Below are 16,848 nucleotides of genomic sequence, written 5' to 3' on the forward strand. Positions count from 1 at the left end.
GATTGCCCTCAGTTGAACCATAGCGCGAAGGTCAAAAACCCGGCGCCACCGAACTGGCGCTGGATCTGGTCGAATTCGTCGCTGGTCAGGATCTTGCCGCTCTCGAGATAGGGCGCGATCGCGGGGCCGGTGATCGACAGCACGAGATCGAAGTTTTTTGGCTCCTCGAAGAAGTGCTTCATGTTGATGCCCTTGTCGGCGATGCGGAAATGCGGCAGCAGCGTGCGACCCTCAAGCAGATCCTCGGCCATGGTCAAAGTGGCGAGCCAGGCCTGCACCTGCTCCTCGCCGACTTCGAGGCCGGTCAGCGGATTGGCGCCCTTCTGCTGCGGGCCGGGCAGCCATTCGCGGTCATTGTCGGTCTCGGCGCGGATCGCCTTCCAGTCCTCGCGCGACAGCCGGATCATTTCCAGGAGATGGCGGCGCGCCGCCTGCCGGCGCTCGGGTTCGACCACCGGCCAGTTGACGAGGTGGACCAGCGAGATGAAGTCGGCAATGCGCCATTCGGAAGCCAGCATGCCACCGGTGCCGCCGTCGAGCGGCACGAGAATGTCCTGCAGCGGCAGTTTGGCGTGGGGGAACAGCATGTGGAACGACCCGTCGAACATGTTCCTGAAATCATGCGCCAGCCAGAAATCCGCCTGCGCCATCAGGAACTCTGCATAGCCCTGCAGCCAAAAACCGTCGGCACGGTCGAAGCGGAAGGCAAGCGCCGGCGCGGTATCGTCCGGCGCGATGCCGCCGCGCGCCAGCGACGCCATGATGGCGGCCATGCTTTCATCGGGCGCGATGGTACCGTCCTCGTTGAGGTCGATGCCGACATGGGTGAGGTCGATGACCATGCCGATATCGGCGTCCGCCGGCACCGAGCCCAGCGTGGCGGCGGATTTTTCCAGCCGGTCGCGGAAGGCGACGAGAATGGCGCGAAACTGCTCATAGGTCAGCGGTTCGGGATTGGGATTGTCGGGAACCGGCAGCCGCATCAGCGGCAGCACGAAGGATTGCGGGCTGTCGAAACCGTGGCGGTGCAGGCCGCCGGCCAGGATTTCCAGCGCGGTGAAGAATTCGCCCGCGCCTGCGGCATAGGCCGCTGCCGGATCGCCTGGTGCCGCGGCCTCGAGCGTGGTGAGCGCGGCGTTGCGGTCGGCCACGGTTTTGGCCTCGAACAGGGCCGAGGCCGCTTCGGGCGGCGCGGCGGATGCCGAAGACAGGGGCAGCAAAAGAAGAAGGGCGGACGCCAACAAGCTTGCTACACGTGTCATCTCATTCCTCCACTATGCCATAGCGCGGACCATACACGTATTCAGTGCACCGCGTCTGCCCATCACCGGCGGCAGTGTTTCGAGACTGACGGTCGACACTTCCCGGGCAGACCGTCTACACAAGCCAACCGATTGGGCCAACCGATTGGGCAAACGATTGGGCGTCGCGTGTCGAACTATCCGCTTTCCTACAAACTGTCATGGCTGCCGCGTTTCCTGAAGCCGTCGCTCGGCGGCGATGTCAGGGACTTTGCGCCGATCGCGGCGACGACCATCATCGATCCACCGCCGGCGCGGAAGGTGCGGCTGGCGTTCGTCGGCGACATTTCGGCGGTGGCCAATAGCAGCGCGCCGGAGTGCGATCCGGAGATCGCCAAGCTTCTGGCTTCGACCGATCTGGTGATCGGCAATTGCGAAAGTCCGGTGGTCGAGCGGCCAAGCGTGGCGCTTGGCACGCGGCTCGGCACGCATCATGCGATGAGCGAACGGTTTCTCGCAGAGGCGCTGGCCGCCGTCGGTATCGCGCGCGAAAAACTGGTTCTGTCGCTGGCCAACAATCATGTGCTCGACCAGGGCGTCGCCGGTTTCGACGAGACCGTTGCGGCGCTGAAGCGGCTCGGCATCCGCACCATCGGCACCGCAAGGAAGGAACCGGTCGAGCAGGTCAAGGCCGGGCCGCTGACGATCGGCTTTGCCGCCTTCACACTGTGGCGCAATGCCGATGCCGCGCCATTTGCTGAGCTTGTGTCGATGCGAAGCGATCCGGCGGCATGGCCAAAAGATGCGGCGGACAAGAGCATCGATCTGCGCTGTGCCATTCCGCACTGGGACTGGGAGTTTCGGCATTTTCCGCACCCGCAGACGCAGGCGCTGGCAAGGCTGCTTGCCGCGCACGGCGTCGGGCTGATTGCCGGCCACCATGCCCATGTCGTCCAGCCGGTGCAGTGGGTCGGCAAGACGCTTGTCGCCTACGGGCTCGGCGACTTCCTCGGCACCGCCCTGGCGCGGCAACCATGGCCCGGCCGCATCGGCGGCATTTTTGTCGTCGATGTCAGCGCCGATCTCGGCAAGCGCGGCGCCATTGCCGGCTACCGGATGCATCCCTTCATGCGGCTGCGCGCCGGCGGGCATGAGCGGCTGGTTCCGGTCGAGGCGCTGGCGGGCGGGATGAAGGGCAAGGTCGAGGGCCGGCTGAAGGCGATTTTCGGCGACTGACGACTTTCCGCAAAAACGGTATGGTAGGCGAAATGGGCTTGCGAGGGGGCGATGGAAGCAGCTGAGTTCATGCCTGATGAAGCGGTGGTCGCCGGCATCAGGAAAAGCATCGAAACCTACGAGGCCGGACGCGCCTCGGCCTATCGCCAGGTGCGCTGGCGGGTGCCGGTGTTTCTGGGGCTGCTGCTGGTCTTTGTCGTGCTGGTGGCCTGGCTAATCAATAAGGTCGCCGACTTGAACGAGCAGTGGTTCTCGACACCGCATGTGTTCCTCTATGTCGTAAACTTCTTCGCGGCGCTGCTGCTTTACTTCCTGGCGGTCAGGCCGGCGACGCGGCTGCAGCAATCCTTCCGCGACACGCTGCTGCCGATCATCTTCGGCTTCATCAGGGATGTGCGCTATCAGCACGGCGTGACGCCGAACTCCTTCGACCGGCTGCCGCGCGCCGTCGTCGGCGCCTTCAATCGGCAGAGCTTCGACGACATCGTGTCAGGCCGCTACGAGGAGTTTCCGTTCGAGCTCTACGAGGCGGAGTTGCGTCAGGGCTCGGGCAAAGGTTCGTCGACGGTCTTCAAGGGCGTCATCGTCGCCTTCGAGACGATCGCGCCGTTCCCCGGCACATTGGTGGCGACGCGCCGCAGCAATGCCGTCGTCGGTTTCTTCCGCGGCATCTTCGCCGGCAAGATGCAGGAACTGTCGAGCGGCGATCCCCTGCTCGATGGCGACTATGAATTCCGCACCGACAATGTTGCCGCCGCCCAGCCGCTGGTGGCTGGCCGGCTGGCGCAGGCGCTGAAATGGCTGCATGAGACCTGGCGCGACGATCCGGCGCGGGTCGCGCTCAACGGCAGCGACGGTTTCCTGCTTTTGCCGCAGTCGAAGAATTTCTTCGAATTGCCCGCCATTTCCGTGCCGCTCGACTACACCAGGCATATTGCGCCGATGATCGCCGACATGGGCGCGATCCTGGCGACGGCAGCACTGGTGCGCAAGATCGGCGCGACGGATGGCGAGGTTCAGCCCGGCTGACTGAGGTCAGCAGTCGAAGCCGTGAGATAGCCGAACGGCGCGCCCGCTCACAACCCGCCGGGCACCAGTCCTGCCAGCCAGTTCGCGGAGCGCTTGGCCATGCCGACGGTTGCCGATGCGGCACGGCCGAGATCGGTCTTGACAACCGCATAGCCGTTCCTGGTGCGGTAGAGCACGCCGGTTCCGCCATCGACCACTTGCTCATAGGCGACGGGCCGGGCTGCGGCCGCTTCCATGGCCGTCGTCGGCGAGCCGACGGGAACGCTCGGCCGGTGGCTCAGTTCCGGCGGCAACGGGCTTTCAGACTGAACACTCCGGCTGGCCGGCTTCAGTTCCGGGCGGGATGCGGTCGCCGCCAGTTGTGATGAGGATGCCGACCCCTTGGTGCGGCAGATGCCGGAAACCAGCGGATAGTCGAAGTTCTTCTGGTGCAGCATCTGGCTTTTCATCGCCGCTTCGCAGTCGGCGATGGTCGCCCACTTTGCCGGCGTCTCGCCGATATATTCGCAAAGCTTGGCGTCGCAGTCGCAGCCGACGATGGTCATGGCGACAAGGGCGGTCTTGATCACGGTCTTGTCCTTCGGATTGCCCCCCCGGCAGCCAACCCTTCCATCGCGCGCGAACAAGGCGGGATTTTGGCCACGCTCGCGCAATGAGCGAGGCGATACGTTTTCGGGAGCGGCTGACTAGAGGTGCATTTCGAAACGCCCGGAAGCAGATGGGGTGGCGGCCATGGTGCGTTTGCGGAAAGAAGCACAAAATAAACATTGCCTTCGATCGCAGCGACAACTGTTTCCTGGAGCGGTTTTCTATTACAATACTGACGGCGCGATAGAACAAATATCGGAGGGGGTACCATGGGAAGAATTGTCCGGTCCGCGGTGGTGTCGAGAGGCAAGCCGGAGCTTGAGGCCGCTGCAGGCGCAGAAGACGACGCAGGCGGGCAGAACGGTCAGGGCGAAACAGACTCGAAAGACGGCGATGGCTATCTCGACCGGGTGGCGAAATATGTGCCGGCCGAAGTCGTGGCATTCTTCATCTTCGTCAATTCCATATTGGACAATGCGGTCGAACAACCTGTCGCCAAGGCGATGGCGTTAGCGTTGAACGAGAATTCCAAAGATGTCCCGGGCGCGGTGCGCGCGGCGATCTCTGGGGTAGACATGGCTGGCATCAGCATATGGACCATTTCGTGGATCATGCTGGTGGTGGCGTTGGCCATGACGCCCGTCTACCTGAAGTCGGTGAGCGATTCCTCCGATCACGCGGAGTCACCGGGGGCGAATATCATCATGTCCATGCTCGCTTTCCCGTTCTGGGCCTACGCGGTCGACGCGGTAGCCTTCAGGCCATGGCACGATGGCGCGCTGGCCAGCATCATGCTGGCGACATTCACGCTCATCAGTGGCGCCATCCGTCCGGAATACATAAACGCCGGGCTCAATCTGATCCCGGGCATCGGCCCGAAGAAATAGGCTGGCATGCAGTCCGACCGCAGTGCGGGGCGGCTTTAGTCGTAGACGTGCTCCAGCCTGGCGCCGGCCTTCAGCAGCGCCGGCAGCACAAGGTGCAGCTTGCGCACGGCGACGATCAGCCCGGTGCGGCGCGTGGCTGGATCGACCGGAATCGGCTGGCTGAACAGCGCGCGGGCGCCTTCGGGCGGCGCAAGCTCGGCCGCCGACAGCATGGTGATCATGATTTGGTCATTGCCGCCGATCTCGACAAAGGACACGCCTTTGTCGATCAGCCGGGGGATCATGTCGGTGAAAGGCTGACCGCGCTTGGTGATGAAGATGGTGCCGTCAGCGGCGAAGTCGCGCTCCAGCAGAGTGTCGGCTTCTTCACGCGTCGCTTCGCCGACCGGACCCTTGGCCCAGACATGGATGTCGAGCGCGGTCGGGTCGGAGGGCGTGCCGAGTGCGCCGACAAGCCAGGCGGAGCCCTGCTTGACCGTGTCGGCGAAGCCGAAGGCAAGCTTGCGCTCGCCGCTGCGCACCGCCCCATCGCCGGGTGAAGGCTGCACGGCAAACAGTTCGGCGCGCTTTTCGGCGTACGGGAATTGGTACCATGACGACCGACCGAGAAAGCCGGCATAGTCGGCCGCCGCTTTGGCCTGGTAGATGTCGGTGGCGGTGCGCTTGCCGGCAGTGGCCTCGGTGATGCGGCCGACGGTGTTCTCATAGGCCCATTGCAGGGCGTAGCCAAGCGTGTAGCCGGTGCCGGTGACGAGCGGCATCAACTGGTCGTCATAGTTGAATGTCTCGGCGGAGCTGGCGCGCAGAATCGCCGCGTGGTCCTGCCAGTAGCTGCCGATATAGGACCAGTACGGGAAGCCGCTCGGCTGGTCCTTGGCGACAAAGCCGGCATAGTCGTGTGCGGCATGGACGGTCGCCCATTCGGGATAGGCGAGGAAGGTTGAAGTTTCCGGACGCTTGTAGCCCGGGATTTCGGCGCGGACCTTGTCGGCCAGCGCCTTGGGCGGAGCGCCGCCGGCGACACCGGCAAGCGGTTCCGGCGATGACGTCGTCAGGAAGCCGTAGGCGAGGCCGGCGATCGGGGTCAGCACGACAATGACGACCAGCCAGAGGATGGTCTTGACGATGCGCTTCAGCCAGCGGAGCAGGAGCATGGCCGATCAGGCCGTGGCAGGACAGCAGCGTCGGTGCGGAATGCAGGTGGCGGCCGGCTTCCGGATCAGCGTCATGAAGTATCCCCCTTCAAACGACACTGGACGTTAGCCGATTTTACCGGAGGTTGCAGCCCCACCTGCAACCGGGTTGCAGCCCCAGCTGGAAAGGTGTGTGGGGCCAAAAGACAGTCGGCGCCGGGATTTCTCCCAGCGCCTCCCTGTCAGATCAGGAACCATTCAGGCAGCAACTTCCCTAAAGATGTCGCGCCATGCAGGCCTTGATTTTGACGGCCCTGCCAGTCACCACCCGAGGGCGATGCCCGTTCCAGGCCACGCCGTTCTCCACCCTTGCGAGCTTCGCTCAGCGTGCCATCGAAGGTTTTTGCCGTCCTTCATGGCAGCATCGGTCCGCCGTTGGCGTTCGCACGCTTTCCGCGGCCCCGTAGGTCTCGGCATCCGTCCCTCGTACAGGCAAGCCTGCTCTCGTTCCGGGCCGTACGGGCCTCAGGAAATCCGCCTTTTCGCTTTGCCTTTCGGCGTGGCGATCGGTAGCCGCCTGAGATGGGTTAAACTTACGCCGGGTAAGGGTTTTGGGGAATGGGCACGAGCCTGTGGATAACGGGATTATCGGGGATCATTTGCCACGAACCTCGGAATTCTTGCGGCCGCTGCTTTAGACAGCCTTTCCCGCTTTTTGACGCTCCAATCGGCGGTGCCCCTTGCTCCGGCGGTCGGCACGGGTTTCAATGCCGGCAAAGGACTCCGCGGCCACCACGTCCCGCCGTCCTTTTGGGGAGGCGTCGTTGAAAGTCGGGGTGGTGCTCAATCCGATTGCCGGTGGCGGCCGGCTGAAACGGCATTGGCCGGAGGTCGCCGCGTCGCTGAACAAGCATTTCGGCGAATTCGAGCTGCGCGAGACGCAAGCCGAGGGCGACGCCGAAAGGCTGGCGCTCGACCTGGCGGCCAGCGGCTTCGACCTCGTGATCGCGGCCGGCGGCGACGGCACCGCCAGCGAGGTGGCGGATGGGTTGCTGCAGGCATTCGACGAGAGCGGCCGGACAACCGAACTCGGTTTGCTGCCTTGCGGCACAGGGATCGACTTCGCTCGCGGGCTCGGCCTGCCGAAAGAGGTGGATGCAGTGGTGAAACGGATCGCGGAGGCCAAGGCGCGCAAGGTCGATGCGGGGCGCATCTGCTACATCGACGATCATGGCGCGCTGGCCAGCCGCCATTTCATCAACATCGCCAGCCTCGGCCTGTCCGGCGCCACCGATCGCGCGGTCAATGCCGACAAGCGCAAAGGCAAGATGTCGGCCAAGGCGCTGTTTCTGTGGCGCACCGTGGTCGAGTTCATCCGCTACCGGTTCCAGGATGTTCGGATCACCGTCGATGATAGTGCGCCGGTCGAGGCGCGCATGGCGCTGGTGGCGGTGGCCAATGGAAGGTTCTTCGGCGGCGGCATGATGATCGCGCCGGATGCCGAGCTCGCCGACGGCCAGTTCGACATCGTCATCCTGCGCGCGGCCGGCAAGCTGAAGCTGATCTGGGACATCCGCCTGCTCTATGGCGGACGGCATCGCAATCATCCGGCCATCACCATCCTGCGCGGACGCAAAGTGGTGGTCGAACCGCTCGGCGACGTTGAGAAAAATGGTGCGCTGGTCGATATTGACGGGGAGTCGCCGGGCAGGATACCGGCGACCTTCGAGATTTTGCCGGGAGCGCTGACGCTGAGATATTGAGTTTAGGTCCGGTGGGTTTGGTTAGAGCATTCCAAGCTTCGTCATCCTAGGGCGAAGCAAGGAGCGAAGCGACGCGGCGCAGACCCTAGGATTCATGCCGTGACGTCTGTGCGATGCTACGGTGCAGAACCGGCTCTGGTGAGCGTGACCTTCATTCTGAGCCGCTGGGCCTGTGTCGGCCGGCACGGCATGGATCCTAGGGTTTCCGCGACGTCGCTACGCGACTGCTCCACCCTAGGATGACGAAGGGATGGCTGTTGTTTCCGCCAATCGCCGAGGCATGCTCCTCGGTCGAAACTCATGCCCAAGAAACCGGTCGAGATGTTGCAGTTCTGATTCAAGTTGTTCCGGCGCTGATTCCAGATTCTTGCCCAACGGCTTGATTTCACTTGCTGATTCATCTTGATCAGATTTCCAGCTTGGCTGGAAACCCGGGTGCGCGCAGGTCGGTGCCGACGGCATCCTCAAGCAGTTTGACGATCTCGGTCGACCAGGCGCCGCCGCCATAGGCTGCCTTGCCCTGCTCAAAAATCGCATTGACGCGCGCGGCAAGATCGAGCGGCACGCCGGATTGTTCGGCCATGGTGAGCGCGAAGCCGAGGTCCTTCAGCGCCAGGTCCATGGTGAAGCCGATGTCATAGGAGCCGTTGAGAATGAGCTGGCTTTCGGTCTCATGGACGAAGCTGTTGCCGGAGGAGGCGACGATGGCGTGGTAGGATTGGGCGAGGTCGAGGCCACCCTGTTTGGCCAGCATCAGCGCCTCGCCGGCGGCGACCAGATGGATGAAGGCCAGCATGTTGGTGATCACCTTGATCACCGCCGCCGAACCGACCGGTCCCATCAGAAACGACTTTGCGCACATCGCCTCGATCGCCGGCCGATGCCGCTCATAGAGCGCAGCATCGCCGCCGACCAGCGCGGTGATTTTGCCGACCGCCGCCAGATGAACGCCACCGGTGACCGGGCACTCCAGCGTCTCGACGCCCTTGGCCGAGGCGAGGGCGGCAAGTCGCAGGATCTCGTCGCGGCCATTGGTCGACATCTCGATCCATGTGCCGCCTTTGGGCAGGCCTTCGAGCAGCCCGCCCGGACCGGCAAGCACGGCTTCGCTGACCTTGGGCGACGGCAGGCAGGTTATGGCATTGCCGGCCAGCGCTGCCGCTTCCGCGGGGCTGTCTCGCGCCGTCGCGCCGAGCGCAACGAGGCGCTCGACCGCGGCCGGGTCGCGGTCGACGACGGTGACGGCAAAACCGTTGCGCAGCAGGCTGGCGGCAAGGTTGCCGCCGAGATGGCCAAGTCCGATGAAGGCGTAGCGCTCGCTCACGGCATCAGCGGCGTCTGCATCATCTGCAGATGCAAATCCTTGCCGGTGTAGGGATGCGCGTCGCAGACCGCTTCGTTGAGCTCGACGCCGAGGCCGGGCTCCTTCGAAGGGATGACATCGCCGTCCTGCCACTCGATCTTCTTCTTCAACAGCGTGGCGTGGAAACCATCCCACTGCTTCAGCGATTCCAGGATGAGGAAATTGGGCAGCGTTACCGCCAGCTGGATGTTGGCGGCGCCGACAATCGGCCCGCAATAGCAGTGCGGCGCGATCTGGATATGATAGGCCTCGGCCATGGCGGCGATCTTCTTGGTTTCGAGGATGCCGCCGGAGCGGCCGAGATCCGGCTGCAGGATGGTGGCGGCGCGGTTCTCGATGACGCGGGCAAATTCGAATTTCGTCGTCAACCGCTCGCCGGTGGCGATCGGGATCGACGTTCCGCGGGCAACCTGCGCCATCACTTCGGGCATATCCGGCGGCACCGGCTCCTCGAACCACAGCGGATCGTATGGCTCGATGGCGCGCGCCATGCGCAGCGCACCCGATGCGGTGAACTGGCCGTGCGTGCCGAACAGAATATCGGCGCGAGTGCCGACGGCCTCGCGGATCGCTTTGATCATGCGTGTGGAGACATCGATGTCGACGAGGCGCGGCTGATGGCCGTCAAAGGCGGTGTAGGGGCCGGCCGGGTCGAGCTTGACGGCCGTAAACCCCTGCTCGACATATTCGAGTGCGCAGGCTGCCGCCATTTCGGGGTCGTTGTAGACGTTCCTGCCGTCCGGTGCGTCTTCCGAATGGACGCTGCCGGTGTGCGGATAGAGATAGGTGTAGGAGCGCAACGTTTCGTGCACCTGGCCGCCGAGCAGTTTGTAGACCGGCTTGTCGGCCTCCTTGCCGATAATGTCCCAGCAGGCCATTTCCAGCGCCGAGAAACAGCCCATGCCGGTCACGTCGGGGCGCTGGGTGAAACCAGAGGAATAGGCGCGACGGAAGAAGTTCTCGATGTCGTGCGGATCGTGGCCGATCAGATAGCGCTCGGCCATGTCTTCGACCAGCTTCGCCGTGATGTGGGCCGAGAAGGTGGCGTTGTAGGCCTCGCCATAGCCGACGACACCGCCATCGGTGGTCAGCTTGACGAAGATGAAATACTTGCCGCCGATGCCGGGTGGCGGATTGCCGACAACCCAGGTCTTGACGTCGGTGATCTTCATTTTTGGTCCTCCAGAACCAGTTCGGCGCCCTTCCATCCGGTCATGATGGCGGCGGCATTGGTGTTGCCGGTGATGTTGGCGGGAAAGATCGAGGCGTCGATGACGCGCAGGCCTTCGAGGCCGTGTACTTTCAGCCGCGGGTCGACGACCGCCTGCACGGCATCGGGGCCCATGCGGCAGGTCGAGACCGGGTGATAGACGGTGCCCGAACGCTTCCTGAAATCGGTGATCAGGTCGGCATCCGACTGGACCGACGGTCCCGGCAAAACCTCTTCGGCGATGATCTCGGCCATGGCCGGCATCGAGGCCATCTTGCGCACGAATTTCACCGCCGCCAGCATCTCGTCGACATCGGCATTGGTGGAGTAGGCGTTGGCGGCGATTTTGGGGTAATCGCGCGGATTGCTGGAGCGGATCATGATCTCGCCGCGGCTCGACGGGCGGCAGTTGGACAGGCCGATGGAAAAGCCCGGCCAAGGATCGGGCGTCAGGATCGGCCGCTCGCCGCTCTTCGGAATGACGGTCGAGAAGGCCTGGAAATAAAGCTGCATGTTGGGGCGCGAGAACGCCGGATCGGTGCGGAAGAAACCTCCGCCATGGTTCATCGACAGCGACAGCGGGCCAGAGCGCGTCAGGATGTACTGCATGCCGACCAAGAGCTTGCCCCACCAGGGACGTAGGATCTGGTTCAGCGTCGGCACTTTGCCCTTGAAGGTGTAGTTGATGCCGACATGGTCCTGCAAATGCGCGCCGACATTCTCGTTGGCGTGGACGACCGGAATGCCGAGCCCGTTGAGCAGCGCCGATGGGCCGACACCGGAGAGCTGCAAGAGCTGCGGTGAGTTGATCGAGCCGGCGGACAGGATGACCTCGCGGCCGGCGCGCGCCGTCTTCGTCTCGCCGTTCTGCAGATACTCGATGCCGACGGCGCGCTTGCCTTCGAACAGAATCTTGGTCGCCAGCGCATTCGTCTCGACGCGAACATTCTTGCGCTTCATCGCCGGGCGCAGGAAGGCGCGCGCCGCCGACATGCGGCGGCCACCCTTGGTCGAGATCTGGTAAGTGCCGACCCCTTCCTGGGCGGCGCCGTTGAAGTCGGGGTTGAGCGGCAGGCCGGCCTGCTGGCCGGCAGCGAGATAGCGTTTGGTCAGCGGATGGACGGCGTTCGTGGTGTCGGTGATGTGCAGCGGCCCGCCGGTGCCGCGCCATGCGTCGGCGCCGGACTCATTGTCCTCGAGCGCCTTGAAGCCCGGCAACAGATCGTCGTAGCCCCAGCCGGGATTGCCGGCATCGCGCCAATCGTCAAAGTCTTCGCGCGCACCCCTGATCCAGACCATGGCGTTGATCGAGCTCGAGCCGCCGAGCAGCTTGCCGCGCGGCCAGTGGTCGACATTGCCGCCGAGGCCGGGATCCGGCTCGGGCTTGTAGTTCCAGTTGACCGCCGGATCGAAGAAGGTCTTGCCGTAGCCGAGCGGCATCTGGACATAGAAGCGACGATCGGTGCCGCCGGCTTCCAGAACCAGCACGGAAAAACGGCCCGAAGCCGACAGCTTGTCGGCGAGAACCGAGCCGGCCGAGCCGGAGCCGACGATGATGAAGTCATAGGTCTGCATGTGAATTTGGACGGCTCCGGAAAACTGGCCGCAGCCTAGACGCGGCAGGCTCGCCGCGTCGCCGCGCCTTCCGGCATGCGTTGTGAAAAATGCGACTGGAAGGCGCATGGTTCTGAAATGTCAGCAGGGAAACGACATTGCGTGCAAGCAGCCTTGCGCGTCGCGTTGACCTGTTGGCGCCATGACGCTACGGGATCGAGGCAATCGATATCGAGGGGGCAACGGCATGGTGCATTACGCGGACGGACGGCCGGTCGGCGATCTGACGCTGCGCACGCTGGCCATGCCGGCCGATGCCAATGCGGCCGGCGATATCTTTGGTGGCTGGGTGATGGCGCAGATGGATCTTGCCTGCGGCATCCGCGCCGCCGAGCGCGCCAAGGGCCGCGTGGTGACGGCGGCGGTCAAGGAGATGTCCTTCGCCAAGGCGATGAAGATCGGCGACACGCTGTGCATCTACACCCATGTCGAGCGTGTCGGCCGCACCTCGATGACGCTCAAGGTCGAAGCCTGGGCGCAGCGCTACCTCTCCGACCTGATGGAGAAGGTGACGCACGCCGATTTCGTCATGGTGGCGCTGGATAGCGACGGCAAGCCGAAGCCGATTCCAGCAGAAAGCTGACGCAGTCGATTCCGCCAAGCTTGTGCTTCTGTAACATCCCCCACGCGGGCGATGCGCTGCGCGACATCCAATGGTTGCCTTCGTCTCCGATTCTACGGATGGCGGAGGGAAGACAATGCGTCAACATATGCTGAACGGCTGGCTTGTGGCGGCCCTTGTCGCGGTGATCTGCCTGCTCGGCACGACCGCTTATACCGAGATCAGGAAGGAACTTCCGAGCGTCGCCTGCACGCATGACCGGACAGTCGGCGACCAGCGGACTGCTCGACGGGCTGCAGGCGTCGAGACGTGCGGCGCGATGTGTTGCAGCAACCCTGCGCCAAAGGCCTGAGGGCCCCTCGGCGGAAGACGCTTATCAGCCTCGAGATGATGCTGCGCCGGCGAACCAAATGCTGCCGTTGGTGGTGATGGCGTGACCAAAGAGGCAAGGCGGCTCAGTCGAGCCCGAACCGCGTGTCTTCGAGAGAAAACCTTTGCACTGCAAGGGTTTTCAGGTGTGCACGCCGTCGAACTTTTCGCGCGCAGCCTGGACCCGCACGGTGTTTTTGCGGGCCCATTCGCCCAGCGCGCCGACCGGGACCAGCAGCTCATGGCCGAGCTCGGTCAGCTCATAATCGACGCGTGGCGGGATGGTCGGGAACACGGTTCGGGTGACGAAACCGTCGCGCTCCAGACCGCGCAAAGTGGTGGTCAGCATCTTCTGCGAAATGCCGCCGACGGCCGCGCGCAATTCATTGAAACGCAGCGGCCCGCCGCCGAGTTTGCCGACGACCAGGACGGTCCATTTGTCGCCGACGCGTTGCAGGATTTCCGAAACGGCGCGGCAGTCTTCGGTGTTGTGCGGGTGCCTCAGTAACAAAACGGTGCCTCCTTGCGCGGCCAGTTGTCAGTATCTCATATAGCGCCGGTATCCAAACGATACCAGCTTTTACATATATGGAGAGCCCCATGTCCAAGCCCAAAATCGCCATTGTCGTCGGTTCGACACGCGCCGCGCGTTTCGCTGATGTTCCCGCCCAGTGGATCGCCAAAATCGCCAAATCGCATGCCGACATCGATGTCGAGATCGTCGACCTGCGCGACTGGCCGCTGCCCTTCTTCGACGAAGTTGCCTCGTCCGCCTGGGCGCCCTCGCAGAACGAAGTTGCGCAGCGCTGGCAGAAGAAGGTGGCCGAGTTCGACGGCTTCATCTTCACCGCCGCCGAATACAATCATGGCCCGACGGCCGTGCTGAAGAACGCCATCGACTATGCCGCCAATGAGTGGAACAAGAAGCCGGCCGGCTTTGTCGGCTATGGCAGCGTCGGCGGCTCGCGTGCTGTCGAACATCTGCGCCTTGCCGCCGTCGAACTGCAGATGGCGCCCGTCAAGTCCGCCGTCCACATCGCCTGGGGCGATTTCCTGGCGGTCCGCCAGGGCGAGAAGAAGCTTGAGGACATCGAGCATCTGAACCAGGCCGGCGCTGCCTTGGTCAACGACGTCGCCTGGTGGGCCCGGGTGCTCAAGGCTGCGCGTCAGGCCGACGCGATTGCCGGCGAAGCCCAGGCAGCCTGAGCCTTATCCTCCTAGGGATCAATCATCTTCCCAAGGGGCGGCGCTTGCGCCGCCCTTTTTCATTTCCGCGAATCCGTTGGTGCCTTGAGTATCTTGCTCGACTAATTGCGCCAGCGGCCCGTCACAGCCAGCCGCCCGAAAAGCCGGCTCGGCGAAGCCCGGTAGCGATGGCCGGCACGCGGCGCATCAGCTGCCACAGGAAGTCCGATCGGTAGTTTTCGATCATCAGGGCGATCGGCCCCTGATTGATGCCGACATGGTCCGGCGACACCCAGCCGCAGGCGCGGCCGTCGGCGGCCGCGATCGTCGGATTGAAGCTTGCGACGAAGCCGTAAGGATTGCCCACGTGCAGGTCCATCTCGTGAAAATGGCGCAGCGCCGGCAGCACGATTTCTGGCGCAAACGGCAAGGAGGCGATCGCCGCCCAGGGCGACAGTGTGCCGTCATCCGGGCCGAAAGGCGCACCGCGCGCGAGATATCCGTAGAAGCGGCGCCCAGCGACCGTCATTTCACGCTTGATCGGTCCTGGGCCGTCGCTGGCGGTGACGCCCCAGCAATTCTCGGCGTAGCCCGCGAACCCCTTCGGATTGCGGATGGCGTAGTCGCGCTGCAAGTAGGTCGCCTGGCGGCTGTTTTCGAAATAGTTGCTGTCGTGATCGCGCATGAAGGCATCGCGGATGCCGCGAAAGTCAATCCAGATATGCGAGAACTGGTGGATGAAAAGCGGCCCGGCATAGATCAGCTCCCGGCCGTAGATGGTCTTCCACTTGTAGCTGGACAGCCAGGCCGYGTAGCTCTCGGGCGGCAGCGCGTGGGTCGGCGATCCCAGACCAAGCACGTACAGGATCAGCGCTTCGTCAAATCCTTCCCAGCGGTAGCGCAGAAAACCTTTTTCAGGCCGCCAGCCATGGGTGACGGTGGCGCCGCCATTTTGCGCCCAGCGCCAGTCGGCGCGGCGGTAGAGCGCATCGGCGAGCCGGCGGATTTCCACTTCGGATTCATCGTCCTGGTCGAAATAGGCGCCGGCCGCCAGGATGCCGGCCAGCAGAAGGGCGGTATCGACCGTGGACAGTTCGCACTTCCAGACGCGGCGGCCGGTCTTCATGTCGAGGAAATGATAGTAGAAACCCTTGTAGCCGGTGGCATCGGGCTCCGGCCCGTGCGGGGCGTTCCAGAAGAAGCGAAGGGTAGCGAGCGTCCGCTCGATTGCAGCGGCGCGGGTCATGAAACCGCGCTCGACACCGACGGGATAGGACGACAGAGCGAGCCCGACGGCGGCTATGCTGGCCGGCGACGCCGGCGTGTTGCGGTCGGCGACCAGGCCGTTTTCAGGATTGGCCTCGTTGAGGAAATATTCGAAGGACAGGCGCTGGATGTCCTGGAGAAGCTCGTCGTTACGGGCGTGTTCGTTCGATGCATCCATGGCCTTCGATATAGAGGCTTTGGCCGCGTTTCCCAATCTTCCGGTGGATCAATCATGGGTGCGGGCGGGGAAGGCCGATAGCGAACCATGGGGCGGGCAGGAGGCTGGCATGCTGCGGCCCCGCTTCGTCATCGCCACCGCGCTGGTTCCGTTCTTGCGCAACGTCACACCAAAGGCGCCGCCGCCGGACACGCACTGAGGCTGGGCCGCCCTTGGACCGTCATCTGGACAGGGCTGCCATCTGGCCCTGCTTTTTTGCCCTGATATATCCGGCGGGATCCATCACATGAGCATGCCCCGTGAAGTCACCCAGCCTGTCAGGCGCCGTTTCCCCCATGATCCCGGTGCTGGTCTGCGCGCTGGCGATCTTCCTTTTGTCGGCCATGGACGCGGCAATGAAGATCCTGGTCATCGCCGTCGGCGTCTACAACACGGTGCTGTGGCGAAGCATGCTTGCAACCGTCGTCGCGGGCACGGCCTGGGCGGCAGGGCCGCGCACGCTTCCCACGCCTTCCGTGCTCAGGCTGCATGCGCTGCGCGCCGTCGTCGTCTGCATCGTTCTGCTGTCATTCTTCTGGGGGCTTGCCAGGCTGCCGCTTGCGGATGGGATCGGGCTTAGTTTCGTGGCACCGCTGTTTGCTCTTCTGCTGGCCGCGCTGCTGCTCGGTGAACGCATCCAGCGCCAGGCGATCTGGGCGTCGCTGGCCGGCATTGCCGGTGTCATCATCATCATGGCCGGACAGTTCGGGCAAGGCAGCTACTCCGGGGATGCCTTGCTTGGCACGGTGGCCGTGCTCGCATCGACGGTGTTCTACGCCTACAATCTGATCCTCTCGCGGCGGCAGGCGCTGGTGGCCAAACCGGTCGAGATCATGATGTTCCAGAACCTGTGCGTTGCCACCGTCCTTCTCCCGGCCGCGCCCTGGCTTGCGGTTGCCCTGCCGGGCAATCTCTGGCTTCCACTGGCCGGGGTGACGGCACTGTCGCTCTCCGGCCAGTTCCTGATGAGCTGGTCCTATGCGCGGGCCGAAGCGCAATATCTGATCCCGACGGAGTATTCGGCCTTCATCTGGGCGATCGTGTTCGGCTGGCTGTTCTTCGACGAGGCGGCGACCTGGACCACGCTGGCGGGTGCCGCCCTGATCGTCGCCAGCTGCCTGATCGCCTCGCGCTCCAATCCCAGGCTTGCCGAGCCGATCGAAGCCGCGGTCTGAAGAGGCGCTG

At 63.9% G+C, this 16,848-nt stretch carries 16 protein-coding genes; 8 read left to right on the forward strand and 8 right to left on the reverse strand.

The features are described from left to right. Positions 1-8 precede the first annotated feature (8 nt). Positions 9-1,262, reverse strand: a complete 1,254-nt coding sequence (locus AC1DYJ_RS25845) for a hypothetical protein (RefSeq protein WP_477285174.1) — start codon at positions 1,260-1,262, stop codon at positions 9-11. A 168-nt stretch (positions 1,263-1,430) separates the two neighbouring features. On the opposite strand from AC1DYJ_RS25845, the gene AC1DYJ_RS25850 reads away from it, so the two are divergent. Together AC1DYJ_RS25850 and AC1DYJ_RS25855 are read left to right on the forward strand one after the other, a co-directional pair. Continuing rightward, complete coding sequence (locus tag AC1DYJ_RS25850; protein WP_477285172.1) at positions 1,431-2,477, forward strand: CapA family protein; 1,047 nt, start codon at positions 1,431-1,433, stop codon at positions 2,475-2,477. 51 nt (positions 2,478-2,528) lie between these two features. Then, entirely contained in the window at positions 2,529-3,506 is a 978-nt protein-coding gene (locus AC1DYJ_RS25855) for a hypothetical protein (RefSeq protein WP_477285170.1), read from the forward strand. Between the two features lie 47 nt (positions 3,507-3,553). Here the strand turns inward: AC1DYJ_RS25855 and AC1DYJ_RS25860 are convergent, their stop codons facing one another. Beyond that, on the reverse strand, positions 3,554-4,075 hold the full coding sequence (locus AC1DYJ_RS25860; protein ID WP_477285168.1) for a hypothetical protein: 522 nt from the start codon (positions 4,073-4,075) through the stop codon (positions 3,554-3,556). 288 nt (positions 4,076-4,363) lie between these two features. Between AC1DYJ_RS25860 and AC1DYJ_RS25865 the strand changes: the two genes are divergently transcribed. After that, positions 4,364-4,981 carry a hypothetical protein gene (locus AC1DYJ_RS25865; RefSeq protein ID WP_477285166.1) on the forward strand — a complete coding sequence of 206 codons (618 nt, stop codon included), beginning with the start codon at positions 4,364-4,366 and terminating at the stop codon, positions 4,979-4,981. A 35-nt stretch (positions 4,982-5,016) separates the two neighbouring features. On the opposite strand, the gene AC1DYJ_RS25870 is transcribed toward AC1DYJ_RS25865, so the two are convergent. Further along, a complete protein-coding gene (locus AC1DYJ_RS25870) occupies positions 5,017-6,135 on the reverse strand; it encodes a hypothetical protein (RefSeq protein ID WP_477285164.1) in 1,119 nt (372 codons plus the stop codon). 803 nt (positions 6,136-6,938) lie between these two features. Here AC1DYJ_RS25870 and AC1DYJ_RS25875 point away from each other — a divergent pair. Beyond that, positions 6,939-7,877, forward strand: a complete 939-nt coding sequence (locus tag AC1DYJ_RS25875; protein WP_477285163.1) for a diacylglycerol/lipid kinase family protein — start codon at positions 6,939-6,941, stop codon at positions 7,875-7,877. A gap of 406 nt (positions 7,878-8,283) precedes the next feature. Here AC1DYJ_RS25875 and AC1DYJ_RS25880 read toward each other — a convergent pair whose 3' ends face one another. From AC1DYJ_RS25880 to AC1DYJ_RS25890, 3 genes are read right to left on the reverse strand one after another with little or no spacing between them, the layout of a single operon-like run. Beyond that, the gene (locus AC1DYJ_RS25880) at positions 8,284-9,201 is read right to left on the reverse strand and encodes an NAD(P)-dependent oxidoreductase (protein WP_477285161.1); all 918 of its coding nucleotides are present in this window, start codon (positions 9,199-9,201) and stop codon (positions 8,284-8,286) included. Then, the gene (locus AC1DYJ_RS25885; protein ID WP_477285159.1) at positions 9,198-10,412 is read right to left on the reverse strand and encodes a mandelate racemase/muconate lactonizing enzyme family protein; all 1,215 of its coding nucleotides are present in this window, start codon (positions 10,410-10,412) and stop codon (positions 9,198-9,200) included. Before AC1DYJ_RS25885 ends, AC1DYJ_RS25880 begins: the two co-directional genes overlap by 4 nt. Continuing rightward, positions 10,409-12,025: a GMC family oxidoreductase gene (locus AC1DYJ_RS25890; protein ID WP_477285157.1), complete on the reverse strand. Its 1,617-nt coding sequence runs from the start codon at positions 12,023-12,025 to the stop codon at positions 10,409-10,411. The genes AC1DYJ_RS25885 and AC1DYJ_RS25890 overlap by 4 nt, the downstream gene beginning before the upstream one ends. A 226-nt stretch (positions 12,026-12,251) precedes the next feature. Between AC1DYJ_RS25890 and AC1DYJ_RS25895 the strand changes: the two genes are divergently transcribed. Beyond that, positions 12,252-12,647 (forward strand): acyl-CoA thioesterase, encoded by a 396-nt coding sequence (locus tag AC1DYJ_RS25895; RefSeq protein ID WP_477285155.1) that lies wholly within the window; start codon positions 12,252-12,254, stop codon positions 12,645-12,647. Positions 12,648-12,762: 115 nt separating this feature from the next. After that, a complete protein-coding gene (locus tag AC1DYJ_RS25900; protein ID WP_477285153.1) occupies positions 12,763-12,978 on the forward strand; it encodes a hypothetical protein in 216 nt (71 codons plus the stop codon). Positions 12,979-13,137: 159 nt separating this feature from the next. Here the strand turns inward: AC1DYJ_RS25900 and AC1DYJ_RS25905 are convergent, their stop codons facing one another. Next, positions 13,138-13,506 carry a winged helix-turn-helix transcriptional regulator gene (locus AC1DYJ_RS25905; RefSeq protein WP_477285151.1) on the reverse strand — a complete coding sequence of 123 codons (369 nt, stop codon included), beginning with the start codon at positions 13,504-13,506 and terminating at the stop codon, positions 13,138-13,140. Between the two features lie 89 nt (positions 13,507-13,595). Between AC1DYJ_RS25905 and AC1DYJ_RS25910 the strand changes: the two genes are divergently transcribed. Then, positions 13,596-14,201: an NADPH-dependent FMN reductase gene (locus AC1DYJ_RS25910; RefSeq protein WP_454585565.1), complete on the forward strand. Its 606-nt coding sequence runs from the start codon at positions 13,596-13,598 to the stop codon at positions 14,199-14,201. 121 nt (positions 14,202-14,322) lie between these two features. Here AC1DYJ_RS25910 and AC1DYJ_RS25915 read toward each other — a convergent pair whose 3' ends face one another. After that, on the reverse strand, positions 14,323-15,624 hold the full coding sequence (locus AC1DYJ_RS25915) for a glucoamylase family protein (RefSeq protein WP_477426292.1): 1,302 nt from the start codon (positions 15,622-15,624) through the stop codon (positions 14,323-14,325). A gap of 335 nt (positions 15,625-15,959) precedes the next feature. Between AC1DYJ_RS25915 and AC1DYJ_RS25920 the strand changes: the two genes are divergently transcribed. After that, entirely contained in the window at positions 15,960-16,838 is an 879-nt protein-coding gene (locus AC1DYJ_RS25920) for a DMT family transporter (RefSeq protein WP_477285539.1), read from the forward strand. The last annotated feature ends 10 nt before the right edge of the window (positions 16,839-16,848 follow it).

Source organism: Mesorhizobium sp. P2_B11, from assembly GCF_056404855.1.

What these genes read in the sequence shown, in the direction of transcription:
- AC1DYJ_RS25845 (WP_477285174.1), bottom strand. Translation starts at nt 1,262, where the DNA reads ATGACACGTGTAGCAAGCTTGTTGGCGTCCGCCCTTCTTCTTTTGCTG.
- AC1DYJ_RS25855 (WP_477285170.1), top strand. Translation starts at nt 2,529, where the DNA reads ATGGAAGCAGCTGAGTTCATGCCTGATGAAGCGGTGGTCGCCGGCATC.
- AC1DYJ_RS25865 (WP_477285166.1), top strand. Translation starts at nt 4,364, where the DNA reads ATGGGAAGAATTGTCCGGTCCGCGGTGGTGTCGAGAGGCAAGCCGGAG.
- AC1DYJ_RS25870 (WP_477285164.1), bottom strand. Translation starts at nt 6,135, where the DNA reads ATGCTCCTGCTCCGCTGGCTGAAGCGCATCGTCAAGACCATCCTCTGG.
- AC1DYJ_RS25885 (WP_477285159.1), bottom strand. Translation starts at nt 10,412, where the DNA reads ATGAAGATCACCGACGTCAAGACCTGGGTTGTCGGCAATCCGCCACCC.
- AC1DYJ_RS25890 (WP_477285157.1), bottom strand. Translation starts at nt 12,025, where the DNA reads ATGCAGACCTATGACTTCATCATCGTCGGCTCCGGCTCGGCCGGCTCG.
- AC1DYJ_RS25895 (WP_477285155.1), top strand. Translation starts at nt 12,252, where the DNA reads ATGGTGCATTACGCGGACGGACGGCCGGTCGGCGATCTGACGCTGCGC.
- AC1DYJ_RS25900 (WP_477285153.1), top strand. Translation starts at nt 12,763, where the DNA reads ATGCGTCAACATATGCTGAACGGCTGGCTTGTGGCGGCCCTTGTCGCG.
- AC1DYJ_RS25910 (WP_454585565.1), top strand. Translation starts at nt 13,596, where the DNA reads ATGTCCAAGCCCAAAATCGCCATTGTCGTCGGTTCGACACGCGCCGCG.
- AC1DYJ_RS25920 (WP_477285539.1), top strand. Translation starts at nt 15,960, where the DNA reads ATGATCCCGGTGCTGGTCTGCGCGCTGGCGATCTTCCTTTTGTCGGCC.